Here is a 14,819-nt window from a genome sequence, read left to right on the forward strand (position 1 = left end):
CTGCCCGGGCTTTCGCCTTCAGGGCAGGCGCACGCTGCCCCTGTTTTTTTTCGACGGATGCTTCAGCCTCTTGCTTTTCGGTCAGATATTTAATATATTAAATAAATGCTCCAGAAAACCCGTCTGCGCTACCGCAACCTGCCGCTGTTGCTGCTGCAGGCGCGCGAGGCGCTGATGCAGCATTGGCGCCCCGCCTTGCGTGAGCATGGCCTGTCGGACCAGCAGTGGCGCGTGCTGCGCGTGCTGCGCGAGCAGTCCGATGGCCTGGAGACCGGGCGCCTGGCGGAGCAGGCCTTCATCCTCGGCCCCAGCCTCACCGGCATTCTTGCGCGCATGCAGCGCGATGGCCTGGTGACGCGCGAGCGCAGCGGCGAGGACGCGCGCCGCAGCGTGGTGCGGGCAACGGTGCAGGGGCGGGCGCTGGCCGAGGCGCTGACGGGCTCGATTGCCGCGCAATACGAAGACCTGGCCCAGCATCTGGGCCCCGAGCCGCTGGAGCAGCTCTACGGCCTGCTGGATGGGCTGCTGGCGTTGCCTGCGCATGCGGTGGCGCTCGAAGAATCGATGGAGGAATGAACCATGACGGACCACCTGCCGTGGCAGCCGCGAGGCACCGTGTACGGCACGCTGCTGAACTTCTGGCGAGAGCAGGCGCTGTGGGCGCCCAAGATGACCGAGGTGCCCTACAAGGCGGCGCCCAAGGCGCCGGTGCTGTACGTGAAGACCGCCAATACCTTTGCCTGCGATGGCGCCGCCGTGCCCGTGGCGGGCGAAGTCTGGGCCAGCGCCTCGCTGGGTCTGGTGGTGGACGGTTTTGAATCAAATCTGGCATTTACGCATGCTGGGCAAGCGCAAGCAGCTATCAAATCCATTGATTCGCCGCCCATCGCCGGCTGCGTGCTGCTCGGCGATCTGAGCCTGCCGCATGCCAGTTACTACCGCCCGGCGATCCGCTTTCGCAACCGCGATGGCTTTTTGCCCTGTGCCCCGGCGGTCACGCCGTTGCGGCAGGTCGATCTGGCATCGCTCACGATCGATACCCGCGTCAACGGCGTGCTGGTGCAGCGGCAAAGCCTTTCCACGCTGGTGCGCGATGCCGCCACGCTGCTGGCCGATGTGTCCGAATTCATGACGCTGCAGCCCGGCGACGTGCTGATGCTGGGCAATGATTGCCTGGAGGGCGGCACGCGCCCGCTGGCCAGGGCGGGCGATCGCATCGAGATCAGCGCACCCGGTCTCGCGCCGCTGACCCACACCCTGGTGCAGGAGGCCGCATGAAGCACGCACGCATTGCCTGGGCAGGCGCTATGCACCACGCCATCGAGCGTGAGGGGCAACTGGAGCTGCAAACGTCGGCTTTTCGGGGGCGCCGTCTGTCGTTCGACGAAGTCACCTGGCTGCCGCCGCTGGCGCCCACGCCGCGCGCACGTACCGTGCTGGCGCTGGGCTTGAACTACGCCGACCACGCACGTGAACTGGCTTTCAAGCCGCCCGAGGAGCCGCTGGCCTTTGCCAAGGGGGCCGCTTCGCTGATCGGCCACCGCACCCATACGGTGCGCCCCGATGGCGTGCAGAACATGCACTACGAATGCGAGCTGGCCGTCGTCATCGGCCGCGAAGCAAAGCAGGTGAAAAAGCAGGACGCCTACGGCTTCGTGCGCGGCTACACCGTGGCCAATGATTTTGCGGTCCGCGACTACCTGGAGAACTGGTATCGCCCCAATCTGCGCGTGAAGAACCGCGATACCTGCACGCCGATCGGCCCCTGGCTGGTGGACGCGGCGGATGTGCCCAACCCGATGGCGCTGGCGTTGCAGACCACCGTCGATGGCGCCGTCACCCAGCAGGGCAGCACCGCCGACATGGTGTTTGACGTGCCCACGCTGATCGAATATTTCACCAGCTTCATGACGCTCTACCCGGGCGATTTGATCCTGACCGGCACGCCCGATGGCGTGGTCGATTGCCCGGTGGGCAGCCGCATCGTCTGCAGCATCGAAGGCCTGGGCAGCCTGGAAACCACCATGGTGGCGCAAAGCCACGCAAACCCTTGATATCCGCGCGAGGACAGCTATGAAAATTGACCATCTGATCGACGGTAAGCCAGTTGCCGGCAGTGACTATTTCGAAACCATCAACCCCGCCACGCAGCAGGTGCTGGCCGAGGTGGCTTCGGGTGGCGAGGCCGAGGTGAATGCCGCCGTCGCCGCCGCGAAAGCAGCCTTTCCGAAATGGGCCGGCCTGCCCGCGCCCGAGCGCGCCAAAAAGGTGCGTGCGCTCGGCGACCTGATCGCCAAGCATGTGCCCGAAATCGCCCGCACCGAGACCGACGACACCGGCCAGGTCATAGGCCAGACCGGCAAGGCTCTGATCCCGCGCGCGGCCGACAATTTCACCTACTTCGCCGAGATGTGCACGCGCGTCGATGGCCACACCTACCCCACGCCCACGCACCTGAACTACACGCTGTTCCACCCGGTCGGCGTGTGCGCGCTGATCAGCCCCTGGAACGTGCCCTTCATGACGGCGACCTGGAAGGTCGCGCCCTGCCTGGCCTTCGGCAACACGGCGGTGCTGAAGATGAGCGAGCTGTCGCCGCTGACCGCCGCGCGCCTGGGCGAGCTGGCGCTGGAGGCCGGCATCCCGCCCGGCGTGCTCAACGTCGTGCACGGCTTTGGCAAGGAAGCCGGCGAGCCGCTGTGCGCGCACCCCGATGTACGCGCCATCAGCTTCACCGGATCGACGGCCACCGGCAACCGCATCGTCAAGACCGCGGGCTTGAAGAAATTCAGCATGGAGCTGGGTGGAAAAAGCCCGTTCGTGATCTTTGATGACGCCGACATGGACAGGGCGCTGGATGCCGCCGTGTTCATGATCTTCAGCAACAACGGCGAGCGCTGCACCGCCGGCAGCCGCATCCTGGTGCAGCAAAGCATTTACGCCGACTTTGCCGCGAAATTTGCCGAACGCGCGAAGAAGATCATCGTCGGCGATCCGCAGGATGAGACAACCATCGTCGGCCCGATGATCAGCCAGGGTCATCTGGCCAAGGTGCGCAGCTACATCGAGCTGGGCCCCAAGGAGGGCGCCACCATGCTCTGCGGTGGCATAGCCCGCCCGAGCTATGCGGCAGAACTTCCCGCGCATGTGGCGCAGGGCAACTATGTCTGGCCGACGGTCTTCGCCGACGTGGATAACCGCATGAAGATCGCCCAGGAAGAAATCTTCGGCCCCGTCGCCTGCCTGATTCCGTTCAAGGACGAGCAGGATGCGATCGCCAAGGCCAACGACATCCAGTACGGCCTGTCCAGCTATGTCTGGAGCGAGAACATCGGCCGCGCCCACCGCGTCGCCGCCGCCGTCGAGGCCGGCATGTGCTTCGTCAACAGCCAGAACGTGCGCGACCTGCGCCAGCCCTTTGGCGGCACCAAGGCCAGCGGCACCGGGCGCGAGGGCGGCACGTGGAGCTACGAGGTGTTCCTGGAGCCCAAGAACGTTGCCGTATCGATGGGCAGCCACCATATACCGCATTGGGGTGCGTGACGCACTCGCATCCACCTGCCCGCTACTCTGAAGGAGACCCCCATGGGAACCGTTGCCCTCGCCGCCAAGATCACCCACGTGCCCAGCATGTACCTCTCGGAGCTGCCGGGGCCGCGCCAGGGCACGCGCAGGGACGCCATTGAAGGCCACATGGAGATCAGCCGCCGCTGCCGCGCGCTCGGCGTGGATACGCTGGTGGTGTTCGACACCCACTGGCTGGTCAACGCCAATTACCACCTCAACTGCGCGCCGCACTGGTCGGGCACCTACACCAGCAACGAGCTGCCGCACTTCATCAGCAACATGCGCTACAGCTTTGCCGGCAACCCGGAGCTCGGCAGGCTGCTGGCCCAGGTGTGCAACGCGCAGGGCGTGGAAACCCTGGCGCATGACGCCACCACGCTGGCGCCCGAATACGGCACGCTGGTGCCCATGCGCTACATGAACGAGGACGAGAAATTCAAGGTGGTCTCGGTCTCGGCGCTGTGCACCAGCCACTATCTCAACGATAGCGCCCGCCTCGGATGGGCCATGCGCGAGGCGGTGGAAAAGCATTACGACGGTACGGTGGCCTTTCTGGCCAGCGGCTCGCTCTCGCACCGCTTTGCGCAGAACGGTCTGGCGCCGGAATTTGCCTTCAAGGTCTGGAGCCCCTTCCTCGAACGGCTGGACCACGACGTCGTCCAGATGTGGCGGAACGGCGAGTGGCAGGACTTCTGCGCCATGCTGCCCGAATACGCCGTCAAGGGCCATGGGGAAGGCATGATGCACGACACCGCCATGCTGCTGGGCGCGCTGGGCTGGTCGGCCTACGACGGCAAGGCCGAGGTCATCACGCCGTATTTCGCGGCATCGGGCACGGGGCAGATGAATGCCATCTTCCCCGTCACGCCGCAGGACGGGAGCAGCGTGCCGGCGCCGGAAGCCTCGCGCGCCGGGAGCTATAAAGCCTTTCCTCGTTTGTGAAACTTCTGGATTGGAGATAAGCCCATGCCCCACCTCGTGATCAATTACTCCGGCAACCTCGACGCCGTGCTTGACATGCCCCGGCTCTGCCGCGACTGCGCCGATGCCATGCTGGCCGTGCGCGATGAGGAAGGCAAGCAGGTTTTCCCCACGGGCGGCACGCGCGTGCTGGCCTACCCCGCGCCGCACTTCGCGCTGGCCGATGGCGGCGCCGCCGGCCGCGCGGCGGGCGCGGGCAAGACCGGCCTGGCGACCGACGACCCGGGCGAATACGGCTTCATGTACGCCAATCTGCGCATGGCGCGCGGCCGCAGCGCCGCGTCGCAGCAGAAGGCCGGAGAGGCGGTGTCCGCTGCCATACGCAAGCACATGGACCCGGCGATGGCGACGCGCCACATCGGCCTGACGGTGCAGGTGGACGAGGGACCCGAAGTGTTCGACACCAAGCACAGCACCATCCATCCGCTGTTCAAGAAGCCCTGATCCCATGCTGACCGAAGCACACATCACCGAGCTTGCCGCCGAGCTGCAGGCCAGCGAGCAATCGCGCCGGCAGGTCGAGCATTTTTCCAAGCGTTTCCCGGGCATGACGATCGAAGACGGCTACCGCGTCAGCCGCGCCTGGGTGGCGCTGCAGATCGCGCAGGGCCGCCAGGTGATAGGCCACAAGATCGGCCTCACCAGCCGTGCGATGCAGATCAGCAGCCAGATCACCGAGCCCGATTACGGCACGCTGCTCGACTCGATGCTGTTCACCGCCACGCCAGGCCAGGTGTTGAGGATTCCCACGGACCGCTTCATCGCGCCGCGCGTGGAGGTGGAGCTGGCCTTCGTCCTGAAATCCGATCTGAAAGGGCCGGAGATTGGCGTGGAGCAAGTGCTGGCAGCTACGGAATATGTAACGCCCGCGATCGAGATCATCGACGCGCGCATCGAGCAGTTCGACCGCCACACCAAGGTGATGCGCAAGGTGTTCGACACCATCAGCGACAACGCGGCCAATGCCGGCATCGTCGTCGGCGCGGGGCGTGCGGATGCGCGCGCCATTGACCGCCCCTGGGTCGGCGCCATCCTGCGCCAGAACGGCGTGGTCGAGGAAACCGGGCTGGCGGCCGGCGTGCAGGGCGACCCGGCGATCGGCATCGCCTGGCTGGCCAACAAGCTCGCGCCCTGGGGCGAGACGCTCAAGGCCGGGCAGATCGTGCTCGCCGGTTCGTTCACGCGCCCGGTGGCGGCAAAGAAGGGCGACGTCTTCGAGGCCGATTACGGGCCCCTCGGCACACTGCAATTTGAATTTGTCTGAAACACCATGGAAACACCCCACAACCTCTTCAAGCAAGCCCTGCAGGCCGGGCGCAGACAGATCGGCTTCTGGCTCACGCTGGCCAACCCCACGACGGCGGAAATCTGTGCCGGTGCAGGCTTTGACTGGCTCTTGATCGACTGCGAGCACGCGCCCAACGACGTGGCCGGCGTGCAGGCGCAGCTGCAGGCTGTCGCCGCCTATCCCGGCGTGCACCCCATCGTGCGCGTGCCCATGGGCCATGGCCGGGTGGGCGAGCTGTGGATCAAGCGCGTGCTCGACGTGGGCGCGCAGACCCTCCTCGTGCCCATGGTCGATAGCGCCGAGCAGGCGGCGGCCGTGGTGCGTGCGGCGCGCTACCCGGATGCGAGCGGCCAGGGCGGCATCCGCGGCATAGGCGGCGCGCGGGCTTCGCGCTGGGGGCGCTACCCGCGCTACCTGCATGAGGCCAACGACCGCCTGTGCGTGCTGGTGCAGGTGGAAACCGGCACGGCGCTGAACAACATCGAGGCGATTGCGGCGGTCGACGGCGTCGATGGCGTGTTCATCGGCCCGGCGGACCTGTCGGCCAGCCTGGGGCATCTGGGCAATCCCGGGCATGCGGACATGCAGGCCGCGATCGAGGACGCGGTCCGTCGCATTGTGAAGACCGGCAAGGCTGCGGGGAGCCTGGCGATCGACGAGGCGATGGCACGGCGCTTCATGGACTGGGGCGCGAGCTTCATGGCCGTGGGCATAGACATGACCCTGCTCGCGCGCGGCACGACGGCCTTGGTCGAGCGCTTCGCCGATGCGAAGCAATAGACACGAACGCGAAAGGAGACACGCATGAGCACCGCCTACGTTCCGCCCAAGGTCTGGCGCTGGGAGCCCAGGGAAGACAACCAGTTCGCCGGCATCAACCGCCCCACGGCCGGGGCGCGCTTCGAGCGCGAACTGCCGGTGGGCCAGCACCCGCTGCAGCTGTATTCGCTGGCCACGCCCAACGGCCAGAAGGTCACCATCCTGCTCGAAGAACTGCTGGCGCTGGGCATTACCGGCGCCGAATACGACGCCTGGCTGATCGACATTGGCGAGAGCGACCAGTTCGGCAGCGGCTTCGTCGCGGTCAACCCCAATTCCAAGATTCCGGCGCTGGTCGATCGCAGCGCGGGGGCGGCGATTCCGGTGTTCGAGTCGGGCGCCATCCTGCTGTATCTGGCGGAAAAATTCGGCGCCTTCGTGCCCGCCGAGCCCGCGGCGCGCGCACAGGTGCTTTCCTGGCTGTTCTGGCAGATGGGCGCCACGCCCTACCTGGGCGGCGGCTTCGGGCATTTCTACGCCTACGCGCACGAAAAACAGCCCTATCCAATCGACCGCTTCACCATGGAGGTCAAGCGCCAGCTCGACCTGCTCGACAAGCAGCTTGCGCGGCACGAGTACATCACCGGCAGCGACTACACGATTGCCGACATGGCGATCTGGCCCTGGTACGGCGCGCTGGTGGTGAACGAGGCCTACAGCGCCGCAGAGTTTCTGGATGCCGCTGCGTACACCCATGTGCTGCGCTGGCAAAAACAGATCGCCGCACGCCCCGCGGTGCAGCGCGGGCGCCTGGTGAACCGCCGCCACAAGGGCCTGCGCGAGCGCCATGCGGCCAGCGACTTTGACGGACTACTGCCCGAAGGCCAGGCATGAACGCGCATATGCATCCTGACGAATGGGCGGCACGCCAGCAACTGGCCGCCTGTTACCGCATCTTCGCCCTGCTGGGCTGGACGGAGATGATCTACAACCACATCACGCTGCGCGTGCCCGAGAGCGTGAGCGGGGCGGAGAAGCACTTTCTCATCAACCCCTTTGGCCTGCACTACAGCGAGGTGACGGCCAGCAACCTGGTCAAGGTGAATCTGGCCGGCGAAGTCCTTTCGGAGAGTAGCTACCCGATCAACCCGGCCGGCTTCGTGCTGCACAGCTGCATCCATGACGGCGTGCCCGGCGCGCACTGCGTGATGCACACCCATACCACGGCGGGTGTGGCGGTGGCCTCGCTCGCCTCGGGCCTGAGCCAGAGCAATTTCTACAGCGCGCAGTTGCACGGCATGGTGGCCATGCACGATTTCGAGGGCATCACCATCCGCGCCGAGGAAGGCCCGCGCGTGGTCGCCAGCATCGCGGGCCGCAAGGCGGTGATTCTGCGCAACCATGGCCTGCTCTCCTGGGGTGAGACGCTGCCGCTGGCGTTTGCCGTGCTCTGGACGCTGCAGCGCGCCTGCGAGATACAGCTTGCCACGCAAAGCATGGGCACGCCTCTGCCCATCACCGAGGCGATCGCCGCGCAGTGCACGCGCGATTCCTTCCAGTTCGATCCGCGCATGGGCGCGGGGCAGGATGTGTTCAATGCGCTGGTGCGCCAGATCGACCGTATCGACGACAGCTACAAACAATGAAGCTGCCAGCGCTTACGTATCAAGCTCTGCAGCCATAAAAGCCTTCAAGGATTTCCGCATGAAGATGAACGACACCATCGCCCGCCTGCTCAAGGACCTGGGTGTGGCGCAGATGTTTGGCGTGATCGGCGACGTGAATCTTTTCATCGTCGATCGCTTCATGAAGGAGGGCGGCCGCTACACCAGCGCCACGACGGAATCGGCGGCGGTGCTGATGGCCTCGGGCTGGGCGCAGGTGACGGGCAAAACCGGCGTCGCGACGGTGACCTGCGGGCCTGGGCTGGTCAACGCGCTGATGCCCATCGTTGAGGCGGTCAAGGGCCACGTGCCCATGGTGATCGTCACCGGCGACAGCCTCTCCAAATTCAAGTACCACCCGCAAAGCGCCTCGCACCGCGAGTTCGTGCTGGCCACGGGCGCGGGCTATGAGGCGCCCCGGCGCATCGAGGATGTGCCGCGCGATCTGGTCCATGCCTTTCAGCGCGCCTGGGCGGAGCGCAGGCCCATCGTCTTCAACTTCCCCTCGTACGACCAGCAATGGGAAGACATCGGCGAGTACCAGCCGCCGCGTCTGCATACGCCAGAGCGGCTGGGCACGCAGCTCGATACCGAGGCGCTGGAGCTGGCCGTCGGCATCATCGCAAGCGCCAAGCGCCCCATCGTGCTCGCGGGCTATGGCGTGGTGACCAGCGGGCAGCGCGATGCGGTGCTGCAATTCGCCAAGCGGCTGGACGCACCGGTGATGACCACGCTGCGCACCAAGGACCTGTTCCGCGGCGAGGCCGGCAACCTCGGCGTGCTCGGCATCTCCGGGCGCGAGGAAGTCACCGAGGCCGTGGGCGTGAGCGATTGCGTGATCGCCTTTGGCGCCAGCCTGCACATGTTCACCACCGCCAACGGCACGCTGCTGAACAAGAAGCGTCTGGTGCTGGTGGCCGAAGACCGCCATGACATCGGCCGCACCATGGCGGTGGATGCGGCCATCCTGGGTGAGCCCGGCGCGGTGGCCGAACGCATGCTGTACTGGCTGGACGAGGCGGAAATTCCGTCCTCGCAATTCGCCTTCGAAGAGGTGGTCACGCAGGCGGTGGCGGCGATCGCCGCCTCTTACGATACGCCGCTGCCCGCGCCGTCGGATGCGCCGATCACCATCCAGCAGGCGCTGCTCGCCATAGAGCATGCGGTGCAGGAAGAGCGCCTGCTGGTGACCGACGGCGGGCGCTTCATGCGCCAGCCCTGGCAGCTGATGCGCGTGCAGCAGCCGCGGCATTTCATTGCGGGCAATCTGTTTGGCGCGATCGGCACCGGCATAGGCTACGCCATCGGCGCGGCCGTGGCCGAACGCGGCCTGCCGACGCTGGCGGTGGTGGGCGATGGCGGCTTCATGCTGGGTGGCCTGACGGAATTCCACACGGCGGTGCGCGAAAAGCTCGATCTGATCGTGGTGCTGTGCAACGACGGCGGCTATGGCGCCGAGTACCTGCACTTCACCGACCACGGCATGGACCCGAGCCTGGCGCTGTTCGACTGGCCGGAATTTTCCGAAGTGGCCACCACCATGGGCGGGCAGGGCCTGGTTGTGCGCACGCAGGCAGACCTGGGCGCGATGCAGCAGGCGATCCGCACCCGCACCCCGGGCAAGCCGCTGCTGATCGACCTCAAGCTCGATCCCAAGACCATGCCACGCACCTTCTAATCTCATGTTCCAAAAAATTGGCATCTACGGCGCCGGCGCCATCGGCGGCTGGATCGGCGCGCATCTGGCCACGCAGCCCAACGTAAGGTTGAGCGCGGTCGCGCGTGGCGCCACGCTGCAGGCATTGCAGACGCAGGGCCTGCGCCTGCGCAGCAAGGGCTTGGAGGGCGCGGAGCATGAAAGCGTGCATGCCGTGCGCGCCAGCGACGACCCGGCGCAGATCGGGCCGCAAGACCTGGTGATCGTCGCTGTCAAGGGCCCGGCGCTGGCCAGTGTGGCCGCGCAGATCGCGCCGCTGCTGGCGCCGCACACGGTGGTGCTGACGGCGATGAACGGCGTGCCCTGGTGGTTTTTGCAGGGCTTTGGCGGCGCGGTGGCGGGCAAGCAGCTCGCCAGTGTCGATGCGGATGGCGTCATCGCGCGCGGCATTGCCCTGCCGCATGTCGTCGGCTGCGTGGTGCACGCCAGTTGCGCGGTGGATGCACCGGGCGTGGTGCGCCACCGTTTCGGCAACGAGCTCATCATCGGCGAGCCTTCCGGTGCCGAGAGTGATCGTGCCAAGGCGCTGGTGGCGCTGCTGCGCGCCGCAGGGCTTCAGGCCCGGCTCACGCCCCAGATCCAGAAAGAGATCTGGTACAAGCTCTGGGGCAATATGACGATGAACCCGATCTGCGCGCTGACGGGTTCCAGCGCCGGTCCGGTGCTGGCCGATCCGCTGGTGCGCGATTTCATGAGCCGCGTGATGCTGGAGGCGCGCGAGATCGGCGGGCGCATCGGCATCCCCATCACCGATTCGCCCGAAGACCGCCACCAGGTGACGGCCAAGCTCGGTGATTTCAGTCCCTCGATGCTGCAGGACGTGCGCGCCGGGCGGGCGCTGGAGCTCGATGCGCTCGTTTCCTCGGTGCGTGAACTCGGTCAGCTCACCGGCGTTGCAACGCCGTTCACCGATGCGCTGCTGGGGCTGGCGCGGCTGCATGCGCGCCAGCTGGGGCTGTACCCGAAATAGCGCCTATTTCGTCACGTCGGCAATGCAGAGGTACTTCATTTCGAGGTACTCCTCCATGCCGTGACTCGAACCTTCGCGGCCCAGGCCCGATTGCTTGACGCCGCCAAACGGCACATGCTCGGTCGAAATCAGGCCGGTGTTGATGCCCACCATGCCGTATTCCAAGCCCTCGCTCACGCGCGTGATGCGGCCGATGTCGCGGGCGTAGAAGTAGCTGGCCAGGCCGAACTCGGTGGCGTTGGCCGCGTCGATGGCCTCCTGCTCGGTCTTGAAGCGAAACACCGGCGCCACCGGCCCGAAGGTCTCTTCGCGCGCCACCAGCATCCTGGCGTTGGCGTCGGCAATCACGGTGGGCTCGAAGAACTGGCCCTTGAGCTTGCCGCCGCCCGCCAGCACGCGCCCGCCCTTCTTCACGGCGTCCTTCACATGCTTGTCCACCTTGGCCAGGGCCGCCGGCTCGATCAGCGGGCCCACGCTCACGCCCTCGTCAAAGCCATTGCCCACCTTCATCGTCTTGACCTTGGCGGCCAGCTTCTTGACGAAGGCCTCGTACACGCCATCCTGCACGTACAGGCGGTTGGCGCAGACGCAGGTCTGGCCGGCATTGCGGTACTTGCTGACCAGCGCGCCCTCGACGGCGGAATCGAGGTCTGCATCGTCGAACACGATGAAAGGCGCGTTGCCGCCCAGCTCCAGCGCCAGCTTCTTCACCGTGGGCGCGCACTGCGCCATCAGGATGCGGCCGACTTCGGTGGAACCGGTGAACGAGAGGTGGCGCACGGTGTCGCTCTCGCACAGCACGCCGCCGATGGCCGGTGCATCCATGCCGGTGACGACGTTGATGACGCCTGCCGGAAAGCCCGCGCGCTGCGCCAATTCGGCCGCCGCCAGCGCGGTCAGCGGCGTGAGCTCCGCCGGCTTGATCACCACGGTGCAGCCCGCGGCCAGCGCCGGCGCCACCTTGCGCGTGATCATCGCCAGCGGGAAGTTCCAGGGCGTGATCGCCGCGCACACGCCGATCGGCTGCTTGAGCACCAGGTAGCGCTTGTTGCCGTCGTAGGTGGCCAGGGTCTGGCCGTTCACGCGCTTGGCCTCCTCGGCAAACCACTGCACGAAGCTCGCGCCATAGGCCACCTCGCCGCGCGCCTCGGCCAGGGGCTTGCCCTGCTCGGCGGTCATCAGCCGCGCCAGGTCTTCCTGATTCGCCACCAGCAGCTCGTACCACTTCATCAGGATGGCATGGCGCTCCTTGGCCGTTCTGGCGCGCCAGGCGGGCAGTGCGGCATTGGCGGCGTCCACGGCGGCCTTGGTTTCCCTGGCGCCGAGATCGGCCACGTCGGCCAGTTTGAGGCCGGTGGCCGGGTCGGTCACGTCAAAGCGCTGCTTGCCCTTGAGCCATTTGCCGTTGATCAGGCTGTCGGTCACCAGCAGGCTGGCATCGGCCAGTTGGCCGAGGGGGGAGGCGGGCATGTCCATTGAAAATCTCCTGGGGTTGAAGGGCGTCGAAAGCGTGCAGCGCGCATTGCTGCAGACAAGCGCATACTGGTGAAATAAATGTAGTGCGTTCCCGGCAGTGTTGCTGGGCGCTGCGCCATAAATCCAGCAGACAGGATGGACAAGGAGACAGCCCATGAAAATGCGTTCCGCCGTGCTCAGAACCATGGGTCTGCCCGCGCCCTACGCGCAGAGCAGGCCGGTGCAGATTGAATCCGTGGAGCTTGACCCGCCCGGCCCGGGCGAGGTGCTGCTGAAAATCAAGGTGGCCGGGCTCTGCCATTCCGATCTTTCCGTGATCAACGGCGACCGCCCGCGCGTGATGCCGCTGGCCATGGGGCATGAGTCCTCGGGCGAGGTGGCCGAGGTCGGCCCGGGTGTCTCGGGCCTGCGCGCGGGCGATCATGTGGTGACGGTTTTCGTGCCGAGCTGCGGCGATTGCACACCCTGCATGTCCGGGCGTCCGGCGCTGTGCGAGCCTGGTGCGCGCGCCAATACCGTGGGCGAACTGCTCGGCGGCGGGCGGCGTCTGCGTGCGGGCGGCGAGGCCCTCAATCACCATCTGGGGGTTTCCTGCTTTGCCGAGTACGCGGTGGTGTCCACGCGCTCCTGCGTCAAGGTGCACGCACCGCTGTCGCACCGCGAAGCCGCGCTGTTCGGCTGTGCGGTGCTCACCGGTGCAGGGGCTGTCATCAACCGCGCGCACCTCAAGGCAGGCGACGCCATCGCCATCGTCGGGCTGGGCGGTGTCGGCCTGAGCGCGCTGCTGGCGGCCGTTGCCGCGGGGGCGCGGCGCGTGGTGGCGGTGGAGCCGGACGCCCGCAAGCGCGATCTGGCGCAAACGCTGGGGGCAACGCATGTGATCGATCCGAGGGCGATGGGGACGGATGCCGATTGGCTGGCGGCGGCGGGCGGCGCTGTGGATTTCGGCTATGACACCGCCGGCGTGCTCGCGGCGTTTGAGTCGGCCTACAGGCTCACCCGCCGCGGCGGGATGACCATCACTTCGGGCCTGCCGCACCCCAAGACCTCGTTCGCCCTCCCGATTGCGCAACTCGTCGGTGAGGAGCGCGAGGTGCGCGGCAGCTACCTGGGCTCTGGCGTGCCCGCCATCGACATTCCGCGCTACATCGACCTTTACCAGACAGGCAAGCTGCCGGTGGATCAATTGCTGGGCGAGGCGTTCACGCTGGAGCAGGTCAACGAGGGCTTTGACCATCTTGCCAGCGGGTCTGGCCTGCGCGACTGCATCGTCATGGATTGATGCGTGATTTTTGAAAGGAGACTGCTGTGAATGCTGCTGTTCAACCGTCCATGCAAAGCCGCATCCAGGGTGCATTGATGGGCGCCTTCGTCGGCGATGCGCTGGCGCTCGGGCCGCACTGGTATTACGACCTGGACGAAATGCGCCGCGATTACGGCCAGTGGGTGGATGGCTATACCGCACCCAAGGCGGGGCGCTACCACGGCGGACTGCCTGCGGGAGCATCCTCGCAATCGGGCTTCATCCTGGCGCTGACGCTGCGCTCGCTGGTCGAGAAAGGGGGCTATGACGAGGCGGATTTCTGCCGCCGCATGGACGAAGAGCTTTTTGCGCGCATGGATGGCACGCCCAATTCCGGCCCCGGCGGCTATACCAACCAATCCATCCGTGAAGGCTGGGCAGGCCGCCATGCGGGCCAGCCATGGGGGCAGGTGGCGCGCCTGGCGGACAACACCGACGCGGCGGAGCGCATCATCGCGATCGCCGCGCGCTACGCGTCGGACGCCAACCAGATCGCCGACCACGCGAGCGGCAATACCGTGCTGCTGCAGCGCGATGCCACGGTGGCCGCGATGACCACGGCCTACGGCATCGTGCTGGGTGCCTTGATGGCAGGCGCGCCGCTCGACGGCGCGCTTTCCGGCAGGCTGGTCACGGCGGCGCGCGGCGGACAGTTGCGCTTTCAGGGGCCAGCGCCAAGTGATGGCAAGCCCGCGGTGGCGGGGCAGTTTTCCACGCCCGAGCCGCTGCTCGTCGCATCGACGGCGGCGCGCATGGCCGCCAGCCCGCACATTCGCGTGGAGCCCGCGAGCAGCATTGCGCAGGTGCATGGCCTGCAGTGCGCGGCCTACTTCCTGCTGCCTTCAAGCTACTACCTGGCGGCGCGCTTTCAGGGCAATTTCGAGCAGGCGGTGCTGCACGCCGTCAACGGCGGCGGCCAGAACCAGTCGCGCGCGGTGCTCACGGGGGCGCTCAGCGGCGCGATCGGTGGCATGGAGGCGATACCGCGGCGCTTCATCGATGGGCTGCGGCAGCGCGATGAATACCTTGCGTTGACCGGAAAGCTGGTACAGCAGGCCGTGGAGGCACGCGCCTGAATCCCGGACGGGGTCGTG

Annotated in this window: 15 protein-coding genes; 14 read left to right on the top strand and 1 reads right to left on the bottom strand. The window is 66.7% G+C overall.

The genetic code is table 11. From position 1 onward, the window contains the following. The first annotated feature begins 105 nt into the window (after positions 1–105). Genes hpaR through K320_RS0112475 form a run of 12 tightly spaced genes read left to right on the top strand, consistent with a single transcriptional unit; the run spans position 106 to position 10,946 of the window. Positions 106–576 carry a homoprotocatechuate degradation operon regulator HpaR gene (gene hpaR, locus K320_RS0112420; RefSeq protein ID WP_024539165.1) on the top strand — a complete coding sequence of 157 codons (471 nt, stop codon included), beginning with the start codon at positions 106–108 and terminating at the stop codon, positions 574–576. 3 nt (positions 577–579) lie between these two features. After that, positions 580–1,278: a fumarylacetoacetate hydrolase family protein gene (locus K320_RS0112425; protein WP_024539166.1), complete on the top strand. Its 699-nt coding sequence runs from the start codon at positions 580–582 to the stop codon at positions 1,276–1,278. Beyond that, the gene (locus K320_RS0112430) at positions 1,275–2,054 is read left to right on the top strand and encodes a fumarylacetoacetate hydrolase family protein (RefSeq protein WP_024539167.1); all 780 of its coding nucleotides are present in this window, start codon (positions 1,275–1,277) and stop codon (positions 2,052–2,054) included. The genes K320_RS0112425 and K320_RS0112430 overlap by 4 nt, the downstream gene beginning before the upstream one ends. A 19-nt stretch (positions 2,055–2,073) precedes the next feature. Further along, the gene (gene hpaE / locus K320_RS0112435; protein WP_024539168.1) at positions 2,074–3,543 is read left to right on the top strand and encodes a 5-carboxymethyl-2-hydroxymuconate semialdehyde dehydrogenase; all 1,470 of its coding nucleotides are present in this window, start codon (positions 2,074–2,076) and stop codon (positions 3,541–3,543) included. Between the two features lie 42 nt (positions 3,544–3,585). Beyond that, positions 3,586–4,509 (top strand): 3,4-dihydroxyphenylacetate 2,3-dioxygenase, encoded by a 924-nt coding sequence (gene hpaD, locus K320_RS0112440; protein ID WP_024539169.1) that lies wholly within the window; start codon positions 3,586–3,588, stop codon positions 4,507–4,509. Positions 4,510–4,533: 24 nt separating this feature from the next. Continuing rightward, positions 4,534–4,992, top strand: a complete 459-nt coding sequence (locus K320_RS0112445) for a 5-carboxymethyl-2-hydroxymuconate Delta-isomerase (RefSeq protein ID WP_024539170.1) — start codon at positions 4,534–4,536, stop codon at positions 4,990–4,992. Between the two features lie 4 nt (positions 4,993–4,996). After that, complete coding sequence (gene hpaH, locus K320_RS0112450) at positions 4,997–5,812, top strand: 2-oxo-hept-4-ene-1,7-dioate hydratase (RefSeq protein WP_024539171.1); 816 nt, start codon at positions 4,997–4,999, stop codon at positions 5,810–5,812. A gap of 6 nt (positions 5,813–5,818) precedes the next feature. Further along, entirely contained in the window at positions 5,819–6,616 is a 798-nt protein-coding gene (locus tag K320_RS0112455) for an aldolase/citrate lyase family protein (RefSeq protein ID WP_024539172.1), read from the top strand. Between the two features lie 24 nt (positions 6,617–6,640). Then, a complete protein-coding gene (gene yghU / locus K320_RS0112460) occupies positions 6,641–7,489 on the top strand; it encodes a glutathione-dependent disulfide-bond oxidoreductase (RefSeq protein WP_024539173.1) in 849 nt (282 codons plus the stop codon). Further along, on the top strand, positions 7,486–8,241 hold the full coding sequence (locus tag K320_RS0112465) for a class II aldolase/adducin family protein (protein WP_024539174.1): 756 nt from the start codon (positions 7,486–7,488) through the stop codon (positions 8,239–8,241). The genes yghU and K320_RS0112465 overlap by 4 nt, the downstream gene beginning before the upstream one ends. Before the next feature lie 58 nt (positions 8,242–8,299). Continuing rightward, positions 8,300–9,937 (top strand): thiamine pyrophosphate-binding protein, encoded by a 1,638-nt coding sequence (locus tag K320_RS0112470; RefSeq protein ID WP_024539175.1) that lies wholly within the window; start codon positions 8,300–8,302, stop codon positions 9,935–9,937. 4 nt (positions 9,938–9,941) lie between these two features. After that, positions 9,942–10,946 (top strand): 2-dehydropantoate 2-reductase, encoded by a 1,005-nt coding sequence (locus K320_RS0112475; RefSeq protein ID WP_024539176.1) that lies wholly within the window; start codon positions 9,942–9,944, stop codon positions 10,944–10,946. Positions 10,947–10,949: 3 nt separating this feature from the next. Here K320_RS0112475 and K320_RS0112480 read toward each other — a convergent pair whose 3' ends face one another. Beyond that, positions 10,950–12,422, bottom strand: coding sequence for an NAD-dependent succinate-semialdehyde dehydrogenase (locus tag K320_RS0112480; protein ID WP_024539177.1), 1,473 nt, complete (start codon positions 12,420–12,422; stop codon positions 10,950–10,952). Positions 12,423–12,576: 154 nt separating this feature from the next. Here K320_RS0112480 and K320_RS0112485 point away from each other — a divergent pair, with 154 nt between their 5' ends. Together K320_RS0112485 and K320_RS0112490 are read left to right on the top strand one after the other, a co-directional pair. Continuing rightward, on the top strand, positions 12,577–13,704 hold the full coding sequence (locus K320_RS0112485) for an alcohol dehydrogenase catalytic domain-containing protein (protein WP_024539178.1): 1,128 nt from the start codon (positions 12,577–12,579) through the stop codon (positions 13,702–13,704). Between the two features lie 26 nt (positions 13,705–13,730). Then, positions 13,731–14,801: an ADP-ribosylglycohydrolase family protein gene (locus tag K320_RS0112490; RefSeq protein ID WP_029696106.1), complete on the top strand. Its 1,071-nt coding sequence runs from the start codon at positions 13,731–13,733 to the stop codon at positions 14,799–14,801. Positions 14,802–14,819: the final 18 nt, after the last annotated feature.

The organism is Comamonas badia DSM 17552, from assembly GCF_000484635.1.
Classification (GTDB): Bacteria; Pseudomonadota; Gammaproteobacteria; order Burkholderiales; family Burkholderiaceae_C; genus Comamonas_C; species Comamonas_C badia.

Bases quoted from the DNA above. Each gene is read 5' to 3' on its own strand.
- hpaR (WP_024539165.1), top strand. From the start codon at position 106: ATGCTCCAGAAAACCCGTCTGCGCTACCGCAACCTGCCGCTGTTGCTG.
- K320_RS0112425 (WP_024539166.1), top strand. From the start codon at position 580: ATGACGGACCACCTGCCGTGGCAGCCGCGAGGCACCGTGTACGGCACG.
- K320_RS0112430 (WP_024539167.1), top strand. From the start codon at position 1,275: ATGAAGCACGCACGCATTGCCTGGGCAGGCGCTATGCACCACGCCATC.
- hpaE (WP_024539168.1), top strand. From the start codon at position 2,074: ATGAAAATTGACCATCTGATCGACGGTAAGCCAGTTGCCGGCAGTGAC.
- hpaD (WP_024539169.1), top strand. From the start codon at position 3,586: ATGGGAACCGTTGCCCTCGCCGCCAAGATCACCCACGTGCCCAGCATG.
- K320_RS0112445 (WP_024539170.1), top strand. From the start codon at position 4,534: ATGCCCCACCTCGTGATCAATTACTCCGGCAACCTCGACGCCGTGCTT.
- hpaH (WP_024539171.1), top strand. From the start codon at position 4,997: ATGCTGACCGAAGCACACATCACCGAGCTTGCCGCCGAGCTGCAGGCC.
- K320_RS0112455 (WP_024539172.1), top strand. From the start codon at position 5,819: ATGGAAACACCCCACAACCTCTTCAAGCAAGCCCTGCAGGCCGGGCGC.
- yghU (WP_024539173.1), top strand. From the start codon at position 6,641: ATGAGCACCGCCTACGTTCCGCCCAAGGTCTGGCGCTGGGAGCCCAGG.
- K320_RS0112465 (WP_024539174.1), top strand. From the start codon at position 7,486: ATGAACGCGCATATGCATCCTGACGAATGGGCGGCACGCCAGCAACTG.
- K320_RS0112470 (WP_024539175.1), top strand. From the start codon at position 8,300: ATGAAGATGAACGACACCATCGCCCGCCTGCTCAAGGACCTGGGTGTG.
- K320_RS0112475 (WP_024539176.1), top strand. From the start codon at position 9,942: ATGTTCCAAAAAATTGGCATCTACGGCGCCGGCGCCATCGGCGGCTGG.
- K320_RS0112480 (WP_024539177.1), bottom strand. From the start codon at position 12,422: ATGGACATGCCCGCCTCCCCCCTCGGCCAACTGGCCGATGCCAGCCTG.
- K320_RS0112485 (WP_024539178.1), top strand. From the start codon at position 12,577: ATGAAAATGCGTTCCGCCGTGCTCAGAACCATGGGTCTGCCCGCGCCC.